The following is a 15,302-nucleotide window of genomic DNA, read 5'->3' as shown; positions in this document are numbered from 1 at the left end:
CTTTAAAGGCTAATTCATTTTTCTTTTAACCAATTTTCTCTATTTAATTGAATACTTTTCTTTACTTTTTCAACTAAAGAAGTTACATAAGAATTATCAGTATCAAACGTTAATTGTGTTTCCTTTTGTTTACCAAAACGTATAAAAACAACTTTTATAGATTGACCAGGTTTAAATTGCTTTAAAAAATCAGAAGGTTTTACATCTGGTGTAATTGTAGTATCATTTATAGAAATAATCTGATCTCCATTATCTAATCCTGCCTTGTAAGCTGCACTTCCCTGAAAAGGATTAGTAATTAGAATAAATTGTTCATTTAATGTTGCACTTAAACTCGCTTCATTTTGTTTAGGCTGTTCAAAAGAAACACCAACTGAAACAAATAAAGTTTTATAATTAGGCATTTTACTATCAAAAATATAACTGTTAAAAAAATCAGTAGCAAATTCTTTCCCTGCATAGTTACTTAGCAATTCTTGCAAATCTTTTATAGTATATGGTATCTCTGTTTTTCCGTAAACATTCCATACAAGTTTCATAAAATCGTCTAGATTTTTATTCCCATAGTGGTTTCTTAGCGATAAATCTAACGCCAATCCTAGCACATTACCATACGTATAATACGATATAAAAGTATTTTCTCTATTCACTGGATCTACCGAACGAGCAGCATCAACAAAAGGCGCTTGATAGCTCATTTCAACTGGATTAAAATAATTTCGTGCCGGTGAATTCCAAACATAATTGAGACCACTCGCTAAACCTTTTATATAATCTTCTTGCGAAAGTAACCCGGCACGACACAATATTAAGTTTGCATAATAACTAGTAAAGCCTTCTGCAAACCATAATTCACCTGACATATTGGCTTCTTCATAGTTAAAAGGCTCTAAACTTTGTGGTCGTATACGTTCTACGTTCCAAGCATGAAAAAATTCGTGAGATACGGTGCCCATATTTTGTTTTAACCCACCATTAGCTAAGCTTCGTGTGCTTGTTAAAATTGTGGAATTACGATGTTCCATACCATCACCTGAAGCATTTGGTATATAACAAGCTAAGAAAGTGTATTCATCATAATCAAAATCTGGTAGTTCACCATAGACCGCTTTTTGTTGTAGCACCACTTTTTTTACACCATCAAAATATTCGTCTAGTTCCTCTTCTGTTCCATTATGATGCAATACAAATTTGATTGTTTTTTCTTTTCCATTCTCATTTATCTTAATACTCCTTACAGCATGATTACTTATCTCTGTTGGACTATCCATTAAATAATCCAAATCTGGTGCATAATATGTATTTCCTTCTAGGTGTTTTAATTGTGTAGCTACTTTCCAATCCAAGTCTTCACGAACATTAAATGTTATATTTATAGGTCGATGTTCATAATCTTTAGCATACACAAATGTTGCTGGAATATTTAAATGTGCGTGGGTTTCATCGATCTGAGAATAAGTACCACCTCCTCTATTAGCAAATAAGGTATACGCTACCTTAACAAAACCATTATGATTAGCAATATTCCATTGATAAGGATTAGGCCTAGTCACCTTCAGCTCATTTCCATCAGCATCAAATGCTTTTAGATTGTATACATTTTTTATAAACTCATGTAAGGCATAACGTCCTGGTGAAGTTCGACTCATTCGCAACTCTAGCACCTTATCTTCTAAATTAGTAAAAACTACTTCTATAGTTGCCTCATGATGCGTTGCATTATTAAATGAAATGGAATAAATAGTATTTGTTTGCGAAAAAGTTAATGTTGCAAAGAAAAAGAAAGCTAGAGTAGAAAGAATGTGTTTTTTCATTGAGAAAAGATGATTTTGTAAGTTTCCAAATTTATTAATAAATATGACATTTGGCTATTGAACTACAAAACTTATATTTGCTAAAAGCTAATCAATGAACTACATCTTATTTGACGGAACTGTTCGTAACGCGTTATTGCCTTTTACGTATACAAGACCAGTTGCAGATATCCGCATTGGAATCTTAACCATTCGTGAAAAATGGGAAAAATATCTGAGCTTTACCACTACCACCTTAACGGAAGAATATCTGGAAGAAAAATATCCGATGGTAGAGCTAGAAGAAAACATAATGATCAATGCTTCCTTTTTGCCTAATCCTAAACTAGTCGGTAAAATAAAAAGACTTCAAAATAACGAAGCTATTATACAAGGCGAAGAGATCATTGCATTTTTTGCTACCGATGCTCAAGAAGAAACCGATTTTGATGCTTATACTAAGATAGAATTTACTGATACTATTCTTCAAGTAAGAAATACATGGGATATTTTCTCTAAAAATGAGGAAGCAATTAAAGCTGATTTTGAGCTATTGACTGATGGTAGAAAGTCAGAACCTATACCAGATACTGTAAATTGTATTGGCAAAAATTATATTTTTTTAGAAGAAGGTGTTGATATAACATTCGCAACTTTAAATGCTTCTAAAGGTCCTATTTATATTGGTAAGAATGCAATTATTATGGAGGGATGCCTTATTAAAGGTCCTTTTGCAATGGGGCATGATGCAGTATTAAAAATGGGTGCTAAAATTTATGGAGCTACAACAATTGGGCCTATGAGTAAAGTTGGTGGAGAGGTAAATAATTCAGTGATATTTGGATATTCTGGTAAAGGGCATGAAGGTTATTTAGGTAACTCTGTAATAGGTGAATGGTGCAATTTAGGAGCAGACACAAACAACTCAAATTTAAAGAATAATTATGCAGAAGTACGTTTATGGAGTTATGAAACTGAAGGTTTTGCAAAAACTGGTTTACAGTTTTGTGGTTTGATGATGGGAGATCATTCTAAATGCGGCATTAATACCATGTTCAATACAGGTACTGTTGTTGGGGTTAGTGCAAATATTTATGGTAGTGGATTTCCGAGAAATTTTATTCCATCTTTTGCTTGGGGAGGTTCTTCAGGTTTTATGACCTACAGAATGAATAAAGTAAATGAAGTAGTAAAGGCGGTAATGAAACGTAAACATTTAGAATATAATGAAGCGGAGCAAAATATTTTAAATCATGTTTTTGAATTAACCGAAAAGTATAGAAATTTCTAAATAAAAAACTCCGGCAATTGCCGGAGTTTTACTTTTAATAATTCAAATATCTAGATTGCTGGAAAGCTAATACAATTTAAAAATTCAATTCTTTCTTCTGTATCTAAACCAGCATATGCATAAAATGTAGCAGGTAAATATTTAGCAGTATCGAAATCGAATGGCTCATCTACTTCTTCAACTGCTACTTCGTAAATAGTTTCTAATTTTAAAGTAGCATTAAACCCTACTGGCAAATATTCTTTTGTGTCGAACTCAAAAGCTTCGTCTGATTCTTCTAAAGTAGCATATTCAGTGTATAAACCTTTAAATGCATCGAAATTGGTAGGTAAATAATCGTTAGTATTAAAATCGAATGGCTCATCTACTTCTTCTACAGCTACTTCAAAAATCTCATCTAATTTTAACTCAGGATTAAACCCTACAGGTAAATATTCTTTAGTATCAAATTCAAATGCTTCGTCCAATTCACTTGCTACTCCATAATCTATGAACATTCCTGCGTAAGCATTAAATGCTACTGGTAAATAATCATTGGTGTTAAATTCAAAAGCTTCATCAGTTACATTAAGAACTATCTCTTCAAACATTCCTTGGTATGCATCAAAACCTTTTGGTAAATAAGACGCCGTATTAAATTCGAAACATTCATCAACACCCTCTAAATCAATAGTTTCATAGTTTGGCACACTGTTTGTATTATTTGATAATGTAAGATCGGTTTCATATTCGATAGCAAGTGCCGAAGTACTGAAAGCGATCAATAAACTAAGGCTTAAAAATAATTTTTTCATGGTTGTATGTTTTTAAATTTTGAGTTTTTGTTTTTAAAAAATTGTTACACTTATAAGACGATGTTTATTTTGTTTTGTTACCCTAATTAGTGATAGTTAAGAATTATTTAACACATAACTAGGTCTATCGTTAAATATATGTGAATAAAAAAACCTCGGTGGTAACCGAGGCTTCAATTAGGTTTAAAGTTCGTTGGTTATTATACTCGTTTTATTAGGATTAAAATCTTTTCGCAAATACTTTTTAGTATCAAATTCAAAAGGTTCGTCGGCCTCATTAACAGATATTTCTACTATAGAGTTTAAAATATCTTTATTCAAGTTAAAAGCTAATGGTAAATAATCCTTTGTATTAAAATCGAAAGGCTCATCTGCTTCTTCATTTACAATACCAAACTCTATACCGAACTTTTGTTCTACACTTAAGGTAGCATCAAAACCAATAGGTAAATAATCTTTAGTATTAAAATCAAAAGGCTCGTCTAGTTCTTCTTCACTAACTATAACAGGATAATTTTCTGTAGTTGTTTTAGTTTCGATCGTTGTAATTGTATCATTAATTGTATACAATTTACTTTCTGATAATTGAGTTGCAGTAGCCGTCATAAAACTAATGACTAACATACTTGATAAAATTAATTTTTTCATTTCTTTTAGGTTTTTTGGTTATGTGTTGTCTCGTTGTTTGTTTTTTAATTTAAGTACTATGTTTTACCAAGTACTTTACAATATGACGATCAATAATATTTTTTGTTACACTTTATCTAAAATATTTTTAAATTTTACTTTTAAAAGTGATTGTAATCAATTGTCTTTAATTACGTTACAAATATTTCGAAAATTTCAAAGGAGTTTCAAAAAAGAATAACTGAACTGTTATTTTTGAAGTACAAATTGTTATAATATAGACGCCAATTAGAAAAAAATGTTACAAAAACTATTAAAATAATTAATAGTTAAGTACAAAAAAAGAGCAGTTTTAAAAACTGCTCTTTTTATTTTTTATAAAACTTAATGCTACTTATCTAGAGCTTACATTACCAGATCCGCTTACTCTCACATCTTGTTTAGCCGGGTTACCTTTATAGTAAATATTTCCAGAACCAGAAATTCTGGCTTTCAAGTTATCTTTCACGCTAATTTTTACTCCGCCAGAACCTGCAATAGATACATCAGCATCTTTTGAGCTTAAACCATAGGCTTCAATATCGCCTGAGCCTGCTATAGCTGCCTTAACTGTATTAGCTGAACCTTCTAAATGAATATCTCCAGAGCCAGAAATTGCTGATTTAATATGATCTGCGTCGACTTTTAACTTTAAATCACCTGATCCCGCCAAAGCGGCTTTAAAAGAATCTGCTTTAATAACATCTTCTGAATATACATCACCAGAACCTGCCAACCCTACAGATTCAATATCTCTAAATGGAACTGTTATCAACACTTTTTTGTGTGAAACATTTACACCTTTCTTCCATTTAATCTTTAGTTTACCATCCTCAACCTTTGTAACTAAATGTTCTAAAAGATTCTCATCAATATTTAAAGTTAATTTACCTTCGGTGCCAGCAACTAATTTAACATCGAACGACCCTCCTATTCCGATCTTATCATATTCACCAACTGTTCTGGTCTTAGTAACCATATTACCGTTGCCTTTAACTCTCTTTTTAAGCCATTGTGCATTAACATTAAATACAAATGTTATCGTTATTAATAATGTGATTAGTTTTTTCATTGTTCTAGATTTATAGTTTGTTTAGTTTTAGTGGAAGGTTACACTTCCGTAGTCTGAATTAATTTTTATGGTAGAACCTGAGCTTTTATTCTTAAAATAACCCTCATAGTATTTAGAAGATGATTTTACAATTTGTTTAGAGAATTCATATTTACCATCTTCTCTTTTAAATCCGCCATAACTTAATTTTAATTCAAAGTTAAAAGGGGCATCTGGTACACCAATCTTTACTCCGCAATAATCTCCATCTACACTAACAGAATCAAATCCTGATTTTAAGTTTTCTATTCGCAATGACCCATAATCAGCTTGAATTGCCACTTTTTTAGAAATGCTTCCTAACCTAGTTGTTAAATAATCTCCATTACCTACAACACTTATTCCATTATTAATTTTCAAACTTCCATAGTCGCAGTTGTAATCCATGTCACCTATATTTTCAAAAACTGAGGTAGTATAGTCAGCGTTCAATTTTATATTACCAGCATCTTCTACTGTAAACTTAGAATAATCAGCATATATAGAACCTCCGTTAATTTTACCAATAGTAGACGAATTACAATAATCTATATTGATCTTATTATTCTTACTATGCAATTCACCAATAGTAATCTTACCATAGTCGCAATTGATAGAAGCATCACCTTTAATTTCATTTAATGAAATACTACCATAGTCATTCATTAAATCTACACTATTAGTTACTGGAACTTTTACATTATAATTGATCTTATAATGTACATTGCTTTTTTTACCCCAGCTCCAAGACCAACTAGAAGACTTTTTTTCAATAACAGTTTTAGCTGATACTAAGCTGTTACTGCCTTCAAATTCTACATCAATCATGTCTAAGCGTTTTTCAATTTTTTCCTCATTGTTTCCGCTTACAGTAATCTTAACATCTATCACAACACGATTTTGGTTCCATGAAGTTACATCTACATTACCATATCTATTATTGATTTTTAATAATGCTTCGGCATTTACGCTAAACTCTTTTTTAACCGTCTTACTTTTTTCATATTTCCCTTTATGATAATGGTGTTTGTTACAACTATTAGGGCAATCATATGCCATTGCTAACGCTGGAATCATTATTAAAAGTAGTAATAGTTTTTTCATATATATTGTTTTCATGACTTTATAATTAATAGTTTGGTAGTTAATTAAGCGTTACTTAATTCACTTTTTAAGGTGTTAATTTCATCTAATTGTTGTAGTAAGGTTTGTAAAACTTCAATGCGCTGTTGAAAGTTGTTGATCATAGCATAGATAATTCGTTTATCTTGATCACTATTCTCAAGTTCTAAGGTTAATTGATTATATTCTTTTTCTAACTCTTTTAAATGTATTAGAGCGTTATCTATTATTTCTTTATTATTATCATCACGTTGTAAATTAATGTCTTGTAATTCTTTTTCAATTGTTGAAACAAAAAAGCTTTGTGTCTCTTCCATTTCTGGCGATACATCTGCTAATTGCATACCAGGTGTATTAGTTGGTGTACCGAACCACACTCCTATTAGTAATACAACCGAAGCGGCCACTGCCAACCATTTCCAAGTACTAGGGTTCCATTTAACAGTATTCTCTTGATTAGAATGTCTTGCTAATTTGGCTTCAAATCGATTAAAGTGACCAATTGATGGTTCTTCTAAGTCGAATTGACCCTCTAATTCTTTAAATCTTTTTTCTAAATTATCCTTCATAACTCACAACTAATAATTGACGTAATTTATTCTTTGCTCTAGAGATTGTTGTTCTACTATTTTGATATGTAATATTCATAACCTCGGCAATCTCTTCGTAATCGTATCCTTCAATAAGATTTAGCGTTAAAGCGACTCTATAATTATCTTTTAATTGATTAATAGCTTCAGAAATTTCTTTTGCCTTAATCATTGCATAATCAGCTTCAACAGTTTCTTCTACCTTTTCAGGGATTACATCCAGTTTAACCTCATCAAACCTATTATTCTTCTTTAATTGAGTTAAACTTCTGTTTATTACAATTCTCTTTAACCATGCACCAAAAGCAACTTCGCCTTTAAAAGTGCCCAATTTTGTAAATGCTACTAGAAACGACTCTTGCATAACATCTTCAGCTTCAAAGCTGTCCTTTAAAATCCTTACAGCTATATTATACATTGCTTTATAGTACAACCTATAGATTTCGGATTGGGCACTAGACTCACCGCTTTTACAGCGCTCCAAAAGGTTTGTAATATGTTGATTTTTAGCTTGCAATGAATCGTTTCTGTTAGAAAGACAATACAGTTTATAAAGTGTTACACTTTTCTAAAAATAAATGTACAATTTTTAAATTGTGTTAATAAATTTTAATTGATATCTATTGGCATAAGAATTGTCCTACAACAGATGAAAAGAATAATGTAAATATGTATTTCACTGAAAATGAATTTTTTAGGAAAAGAATGAATGCATATTATTTTAAAGAATAAAACGTTTAATGTCATATTGACTTAGAAAGACCTATGAGTGATCCAAAATTTTTAAATATTGACAGTTTGTCACTTCACAATATATTAGATGAAGATGCGGAGTTAATACCTTTAATGACGCCTGAAGATGAAGAAGAGATTAATAATGAGGATGTACCTGAAGTATTGCCTATTTTGCCTTTACGTAATACTGTATTATTCCCCGGAGTTGTAATACCAATTACCGCTGGTAGAGATGCGTCTATTAAATTAATTAAGGAGGCTAACAGTGGTGATAAAACTATTGGTGTTGTAGCACAGAAAAATGAATTAGTAGAAAACCCTACTGCCGACGATGTTCATAAAATTGGTACCGTTGCTAGAATCTTGCGCATTTTAAAAATGCCAGATGGTAACACAATGGTTGTTATTCAAGGTAAGAAGCGTTTTGAAGTTGGTGAATTTATACAAACAGAACCTTATATAAAAGCTACTGCTAAAGAAATTCTTGAAGAGAAGCCTAAGAGAAAAAGTAGTGAGTTTAAAGAAATTATAGAATCGATTAGAGACCTTTCTTTAAAGATCATTAAAGAAAATCCTAATCTACCTAGTGAAGCTTCATTTGCTATAAAAAACATACAAAGTAATTCGTTCTTAGTAAATTTTGTTTCATCTAACATGAATCTAAGTGTTGACAAAAAACAAGATCTATTAAATACTAGCAGCTTAAAGCAAAGAGCTTTAGATACTTTGAAAGAAATGAATGTTGAGTTGCAGCGTTTAGAGCTACGCAATGATATTCAGTCTAAAGTTCGCGAAGATATGGATCAACAACAGCGCGAATATTATCTACATCAACAAATGAAAACCATTCAAGAAGAGTTGGGTGGTGTTTCTTATGATGAAGAGCTTGAAGAAATGAAAGCGCGTGCTAAAAAGAAAAAATGGTCTAAAGAAATTGCAGATACTTTCACTAAAGAAATAGGAAGATTACAAAGAATGAATCCTCAAGTAGCAGAGTATTCAATACAGCGTAATTATTTAGATCTATTATTAGATTTACCTTGGAATGAATATTCCGAAGATAAATTTGATCTTAAAAAAGCACAAAAAATATTAGATAGAGATCATTTTGGTTTAGACAAAGTAAAAGAGCGTATAATTGAACATTTAGCTGTGCTAAAGCTAAAAGGTGATATGAAGTCGCCTATCATTTGTTTATACGGTCCTCCTGGTGTTGGTAAAACATCATTAGGTAAATCTGTTGCGGAATCATTGGGTAGAAAATATGTACGCATGTCTTTAGGTGGATTACGTGATGAGGCTGAGATTAGAGGACACAGAAAAACATACATAGGTGCTATGCCAGGTCGTTTGATTCAGAACATTAAAAAAGCCGGAACATCAAATCCTGTATTCGTTTTAGACGAGATTGATAAATTATCAAATAGTCATCAAGGTGATCCTTCTTCGGCTATGTTAGAAGTATTAGATCCAGAACAAAACACTTCTTTCTATGATAACTATTTAGAAGTAGGTTACGACCTTTCTAAGGTGCTTTTTATAGCCACTGCTAATAATTTGGGTTCTATTCCATGGGCATTGCGAGACAGAATGGAAATCATTAACGTCAATGGTTATATTATAGAAGAAAAAATAGAAATTGCTAAAAAACATTTACTGCCAAAGCAATTAAAAGAACATGGCTTAACAAAAGATGATTTACAAGTTGCTAAACCTCAATTAGAAAAAATTATTGAAGGTTATACACGTGAATCTGGTGTTCGTGGTTTAGATAAAAAGATAGCGAAAGTGGTTCGCTATGCTGCTAAATCGATTGCCATGGAGCAAGATTATAATAAAAAATTGACTAATAACGATATTGCCGAAATCTTAGGCCCTGCGCGATTAGAGCGTGATAAATATGAAAATAATGATGTTGCTGGTGTAGTTACCGGGTTAGCATGGACAAGTGTTGGTGGTGATATTTTATTTATAGAATCAATTCTTTCTAAAGGGAAAGGTGCCTTAAGCATTACTGGTAATTTAGGTAAAGTGATGAAAGAATCTGCAACTATCGCTTTAGAATTTATCAAAGCTAATGCAGATGATTTTGGTATCAAGGTTGAAGAGATGGAAAAACAGAATGTACACATTCACGTACCAGAAGGTGCCACACCTAAAGATGGACCAAGTGCAGGTATTACTATGTTAACTTCCTTAGTTTCTGCTTATACACGTAGAAAAGTAAAATCACGTTTAGCAATGACTGGAGAGATCACTTTACGTGGAAAAGTACTGCCAGTTGGTGGTATTCAAGAAAAAATATTAGCGGCTAAAAGAGCCAATATTAAAGAAATAATTCTCTGTAAAGACAACGAAAAAGATATCAAGGAAATTAAACCTCAATATCTAAAAGGATTAAAATTCCATTTTGTTGATACTATGAAAGAAGTAATAGATATAGCTTTGTTAAAGCAAAAAGTAAAATAATAATCTCATATAAATTTAAAGTTCTAAAAGCCTGTATTTTAATTAAAATACAGGCTTTTGTATTTAGAATCATTTGTTACTTTTGTAAAACCGAAAATTGAAGCATAGTGGAAAGTTTCTTATTATTTTTTGAGCAGATGCCTTCTTGGCAAAAATTAGTTTGGATTTTTGTTTGTCTTAGTATTAGTTGGGGATTTGAAGGTGGGTTTCCGCTGGTAAATTTTAATTATAAAAAATGGTTGCATGCTGGTGTCAATCTTATTTTCTTAGCATGTAGTTTAGCAATAAATATTTTATTCGGTTTAGCAACTGTAGGTGTCTTTCATTTCTTAGCAGAAAATCAATTAGGGCTATTATATTTAGTCGATTTACCGATTTGGGTTGAACTATTAATAGCAATTTTATTTTTAGATTTTGTTGCTCAGTATGTAGTACATTATCTACTTCATAAAGTAAAATGGATGTGGAAATTCCATATGATCCACCACAGTGATACTAAAGTAGATGCTACTACTGGTACACGTCATCATCCTGGTGATTACGTGTTACGTGAAGTTTTTGCTCTAATTGCGGTTGTAATTTTAGGTATGCCTTTTGCTTTTTATGTAGTGTATAAGATAGCTTCGATCTTTTTTACCTATTTTTCTCATGCGAATGTAAACATGCCAAAATGGATTGATAAGCCTCTAAGCATTGTGTTTATAACACCAAACATGCATAAGTTCCATCATCATTTTGAAAGACCTTGGACAGACACCAATTTTGGTAACATATTTTCCTTTTGGGATCGTATTTTCGGAACATTAGTTTACGATGATCCTAAAAAAGTAGAGTATGGTTTAGATGTATTAGATGGTAGTCTAGATGAAGATGTATTGTATCAATTTAAAGTACCATTCGACAATTCAATAAAAACAGATTACTAGATCTTTTTCTTTTTTTCTTCAAGTTTTTCTTTCCTCTTATCAGGAAAAGTTAAACCAGTGCTATTATAAGTTGTTCCATAAGTATGTGCTGCCGTATAAACTTGTTGTATGGCACTAACGACTTGCTCTCTATCAAGTTCTTTTAATGGATGTATAAAAACTGACCATAGTAGATCATTAGAGATTGCATATTTAACATCTAAGGCTGAATGAAAATTTGCTTCCATAACTTTTAGCATATCTGTATATGCTAATTTCTTTTGCTCAATTATAGGTGACATTATTCGCATTCTATTATTATTTTGATCAGTCACGCATAGTAATAGCCTATCTTTTATCATAAATTGCCAATTACCTTCTTTACCTCTAAGGCTATCAGCTACGACATAAATAATTTCACCAAGTTTTTCATTACTCATCTCTTGAGCCTTAACTGTACTAAAGTTAAATGATAGAAAGATAATTACAGAAATTGATAAAAAGTTTTTCATACTCTAAATGTTTCTAATTTCGACAGTTTAATATGGTTTTCCTTACCAAAATACAGTTTTAATTTTACATTAACATTTTCCTTTTTGTACTTCTATTTAAATTATTACTTTTGATAAATCAATTTGAACAATGCAATTTAAGCACCCGGAGATTCTTTACGCTTTATTTTTGCTACTCATTCCTATCATTGTTCATTTATTTCAATTACGACGCTTCCAAAAAGTTCCATTTACCAATGTAAAATTCTTAAAGCGGGTAGAACTACAAACACGTAAAAGTTCTAAACTTAAGAAATTCTTGATTCTTTGCTCACGTTTATTAGCCTTAGCGGGATTGATTTTTGCGTTTGCTCAACCCTACTTAAGCAATCTTAAAAAAGATGAAGTTCAAAATACTTATATATACCTTGATAATTCTTATAGTATGCAAGCAAAAGGTAGTAAAGGTGAATTATTGAAAAGAGCAAGTCAAGATATTATAGAAAATTTTAATGACACAAAGAATGTCAACTTAATTACGAATGATAAATTTTTAAAAAGTGTTTCTATAGACGATCTAAAAAAGGAGCTTTTAGAACTTAATTATCATCCCATAAAACAGGATGTGAATGCCACACTCTTTAAAATTAGAAATGAATTAAAAAGTGATAAAAACACTTTAAATGAAATAGTTTTAATTTCTGATTTTCAAAATGATATAGAAATAAATATTGATAGTGTTAATTCATATAATCTTGTTCAATTAAAACCTGTAAGACAAGGAAATATTAGCATAGATAGTGTGTATATTTCTAGCCAGAATAATGAAAATATAACGTTAAAAGTTATAGTAAAAAGCTATAATTCTAATATTGAAAACGCTAGTGTCTCTTTGTTCAACAATACTATTTTACAAGGCAAGTCTAACCTAGAGTTTACCCAAAAAGATACTGAAACAATCGAGTTTGTTGTCCCTAATAACGACGCTTTTAATGGTCGGTTAGTTCTAGATGATTCTAATCTCAGTTTTGATAATAATCTTTATTTTTCAATAAATAGAACAGATAAAATCAATGTGCTTGCAATTGGTAATAATACAGAGTATTTATCAAGAATTTATACTCAAAATGAGTTTAATTATGTTACTACTTCACTTGAGCAATTAAATTATAGCTATATAACAGGTCAAAATTTGATTATTCTTAATGAGTTAGAGAATATACCGAATTCTCTAATAAATAACCTATCAAGTTTTCTGCAAAATGGAGGTAGTTTAGTAATTATTCCAAATACCAATAGTGATAATAACTCTTATAATTCTTTATTAAACACTCTAGGTGTAGGTAGCTTAAAAAGTAAAATAGAAAATGAAGTTTCTATTACTGATATTAATTTCTCACATCCTATATTAAATAATGTGTTTGAAAAACAAATCAAAAATTTTCAATATCCGACCGTAAAATCATATTATAATACCTCCCTGAGAAATAGCTCGTCTATTCTAAAATTCGAAAACGAGTCTCCATTTATTTCCCAGTCAAGAGTTAAAAACGGAAGTGTATACTTTGTGTCATCTGCAATTAGTAAAGACAACTCTAACTTTAAAAATTCACCTCTAATTGTGCCTGTTTTCTATAATTTTGGAAAGAACAGTTACAAACATTCTGAGTTGAATTATACTATTGGCAGAAATAGTATTATTGAAGTAAAAGCTAATCTTAATAAAGATGACATCTTACAAATAACAAATGATTCAGGTAGTTTTATCCCTTTACAGCAAATAGGGAACTCTTCAGTAAAAATCACTCTTAACGATCAGCCATTAAAAAGCGGTTTCTATCAATTGAAAAACAAAGATCAGTTGATTAAGAATATTGCTTTCAATTACGATAGAACTGAAAGTGACTTAAACTATGGTGATATTGAGTCATTAGTTAAAGAGAAGTCAAATGCAGCATACTTTGATTCAGTTCAAAAAGTATTGAATACAATAAATAAAGAATATCAAACAAGTAATCTTTGGCAAACATTTTTATTGTTAGCAATACTATTCTTACTAATAGAAATAGGTTTACTTAAATTTCTAAAATCATGAATGTTCTTATAAAGGCAGCAACAATTATTGATTCTAATAGTCCGCACAATGGGCAAAGGAAAGATATTTTAATAGAGAACGGTAGTATTACTAAAATAGCTAATACCATTTCTAACTCTACTAAAATCAAAGAATTAAAACTAGACAACTTACATGTTTCATGTGGTTGGTTTGATACAAGCGTTTCATTTGGTGAGCCCGGTTACGAAGAACGAGAAACCATAAAAAATGGTTTAAAAGTGGCTGCAAGGAGCGGTTTTACAGCTGTAGCCATTAATTCTAATACAAATCCGTTTGTAGACAATAAGTCTGCAGTTGAATTTTTAATAAATTCGGCAATCAGCTCTAATATTGACCTTTATCCAATTGCAAGTTTAACTAAGAATTCTGATGGAAAAGATCTTGCAGAATTATATGATATGCAACAATCTGGAGCCATTGCTTTTGGTGATTACAACAAATCAATTGACAACGCAAATCTGATGAAGATTGCATTACTTTATACACAAAATTTTGATGGACTGGTGTTGAGCTATCCTCAAAACAATCAAATAGCCAATAATGGGCTAGCTAATGAAGGACATAACAGCACGAAATTAGGATTAAAAGGAAATCCCGCTTTAGCGGAAGAATTACAAATTTCTCGTGATCTATTCTTATTAGAATATACAGGTGGGAAACTGCACATATCAACCATTACCTCAGCCGGCTCGGTAAAATTGATAAAAGAAGCCAAGAAGAAAGGTTTAGATGTGAGTTGTAGTGTATCTGCTCATCATTTAAACTTAACAGATAATGAATTAGCAACCTTTGATGCCAATTATAAGGTTACTCCTCCTCTACGCACAGAAAAAGACTGTAAAGCTTTGAGAAAAGGGATTTCAGATGGAACAATAGAAATTATTACTTCAGATCATAATCCTATCGATATAGAAAATAAAAAATTAGAATTCGAAAATGCATTAGATGGCACAATAGGATTAGAAAGCCTATTCGGTGCTGTAAACTCGATTCTAGAATTAAATGATACTGTGAAATGTCTTAGCGAGATTCCGCGAAAGCGATTTGGTTTAGAGCCACTTTCAATTAAAAAAGGAGAAAAGGCAAATCTTACATTGTTTGATCCTTCTGAAGAGTATACTTTTAATGAAGATCACATCCTTTCAAAATCAAAAAATTCAATATTTTTAAATAAAACCTTAAAAGGTAAAATCTATGGAATTGTAGCAAATAACAAATTAGCTATTAATTAATATTAGTA

At 30.9% G+C, this 15,302-nt stretch carries 13 protein-coding genes; 5 read left to right on the top strand and 8 right to left on the bottom strand.

Going from position 1 to position 15,302, the window contains the following annotated elements; all coding sequences use genetic code 11:
• Positions 1 to 14 precede the first annotated feature (14 nt).
• Positions 15 to 1,814, bottom strand: coding sequence for a M61 family metallopeptidase (locus tag AC1EUV_RS10815; protein ID WP_480198723.1), 1,800 nt, complete (start codon positions 1,812 to 1,814; stop codon positions 15 to 17).
• A 94-nt stretch (positions 1,815 to 1,908) separates the two neighbouring features.
• On the opposite strand from AC1EUV_RS10815, the gene AC1EUV_RS10810 reads away from it, so the two are divergent.
• Positions 1,909 to 3,084: a GlmU family protein gene (locus AC1EUV_RS10810; RefSeq protein WP_480198722.1), complete on the top strand. Its 1,176-nt coding sequence runs from the start codon at positions 1,909 to 1,911 to the stop codon at positions 3,082 to 3,084.
• Between the two features lie 50 nt (positions 3,085 to 3,134).
• Here the strand turns inward: AC1EUV_RS10810 and AC1EUV_RS10805 are convergent, their stop codons facing one another.
• From AC1EUV_RS10805 to AC1EUV_RS10780, 6 genes are all read right to left on the bottom strand, one after another.
• Complete coding sequence (locus AC1EUV_RS10805) at positions 3,135 to 3,878, bottom strand: hypothetical protein (RefSeq protein WP_480198721.1); 744 nt, start codon at positions 3,876 to 3,878, stop codon at positions 3,135 to 3,137.
• A 183-nt stretch (positions 3,879 to 4,061) separates the two neighbouring features.
• Entirely contained in the window at positions 4,062 to 4,526 is a 465-nt protein-coding gene (locus AC1EUV_RS10800) for a hypothetical protein (RefSeq protein ID WP_480198720.1), read from the bottom strand.
• Between the two features lie 373 nt (positions 4,527 to 4,899).
• On the bottom strand, positions 4,900 to 5,616 hold the full coding sequence (locus AC1EUV_RS10795) for a head GIN domain-containing protein (protein WP_480198719.1): 717 nt from the start codon (positions 5,614 to 5,616) through the stop codon (positions 4,900 to 4,902).
• A 27-nt stretch (positions 5,617 to 5,643) separates the two neighbouring features.
• Positions 5,644 to 6,753, bottom strand: a complete 1,110-nt coding sequence (locus tag AC1EUV_RS10790; RefSeq protein WP_480198718.1) for a hypothetical protein — start codon at positions 6,751 to 6,753, stop codon at positions 5,644 to 5,646.
• Between the two features lie 29 nt (positions 6,754 to 6,782).
• Entirely contained in the window at positions 6,783 to 7,325 is a 543-nt protein-coding gene (locus AC1EUV_RS10785; protein ID WP_480198717.1) for a hypothetical protein, read from the bottom strand.
• Positions 7,315 to 7,863, bottom strand: coding sequence for an RNA polymerase sigma factor (locus AC1EUV_RS10780; protein WP_480198716.1), 549 nt, complete (start codon positions 7,861 to 7,863; stop codon positions 7,315 to 7,317). Before AC1EUV_RS10780 ends, AC1EUV_RS10785 begins: the two co-directional genes overlap by 11 nt.
• Before the next feature lie 248 nt (positions 7,864 to 8,111).
• On the opposite strand from AC1EUV_RS10780, the gene lon reads away from it, so the two are divergent.
• Together lon and AC1EUV_RS10770 are read left to right on the top strand one after the other, a co-directional pair.
• On the top strand, positions 8,112 to 10,550 hold the full coding sequence (lon, locus tag AC1EUV_RS10775) for an endopeptidase La (RefSeq protein WP_480198715.1): 2,439 nt from the start codon (positions 8,112 to 8,114) through the stop codon (positions 10,548 to 10,550).
• A 107-nt stretch (positions 10,551 to 10,657) separates the two neighbouring features.
• Positions 10,658 to 11,476 (top strand): sterol desaturase family protein, encoded by an 819-nt coding sequence (locus tag AC1EUV_RS10770; protein WP_480198714.1) that lies wholly within the window; start codon positions 10,658 to 10,660, stop codon positions 11,474 to 11,476.
• Here AC1EUV_RS10770 and AC1EUV_RS10765 read toward each other — a convergent pair.
• Positions 11,473 to 11,967 (bottom strand): type III secretion system chaperone family protein, encoded by a 495-nt coding sequence (locus AC1EUV_RS10765; RefSeq protein ID WP_480198713.1) that lies wholly within the window; start codon positions 11,965 to 11,967, stop codon positions 11,473 to 11,475. The genes AC1EUV_RS10770 and AC1EUV_RS10765 overlap by 4 nt on opposite strands.
• Before the next feature lie 130 nt (positions 11,968 to 12,097).
• Here AC1EUV_RS10765 and AC1EUV_RS10760 point away from each other — a divergent pair, with 130 nt between their 5' ends.
• A complete protein-coding gene (locus tag AC1EUV_RS10760; protein WP_480198712.1) occupies positions 12,098 to 14,041 on the top strand; it encodes a BatA domain-containing protein in 1,944 nt (647 codons plus the stop codon).
• Positions 14,038 to 15,294 carry a dihydroorotase gene (locus AC1EUV_RS10755; RefSeq protein WP_480198711.1) on the top strand — a complete coding sequence of 419 codons (1,257 nt, stop codon included), beginning with the start codon at positions 14,038 to 14,040 and terminating at the stop codon, positions 15,292 to 15,294. The genes AC1EUV_RS10760 and AC1EUV_RS10755 overlap by 4 nt, the downstream gene beginning before the upstream one ends.
• Positions 15,295 to 15,302: the final 8 nt, after the last annotated feature.

It is taken from the genome of Maritimimonas sp. 2304DJ26-3, from assembly GCF_056591635.1.
This window is presented reverse-complemented; position numbering and strand designations above follow the sequence as displayed.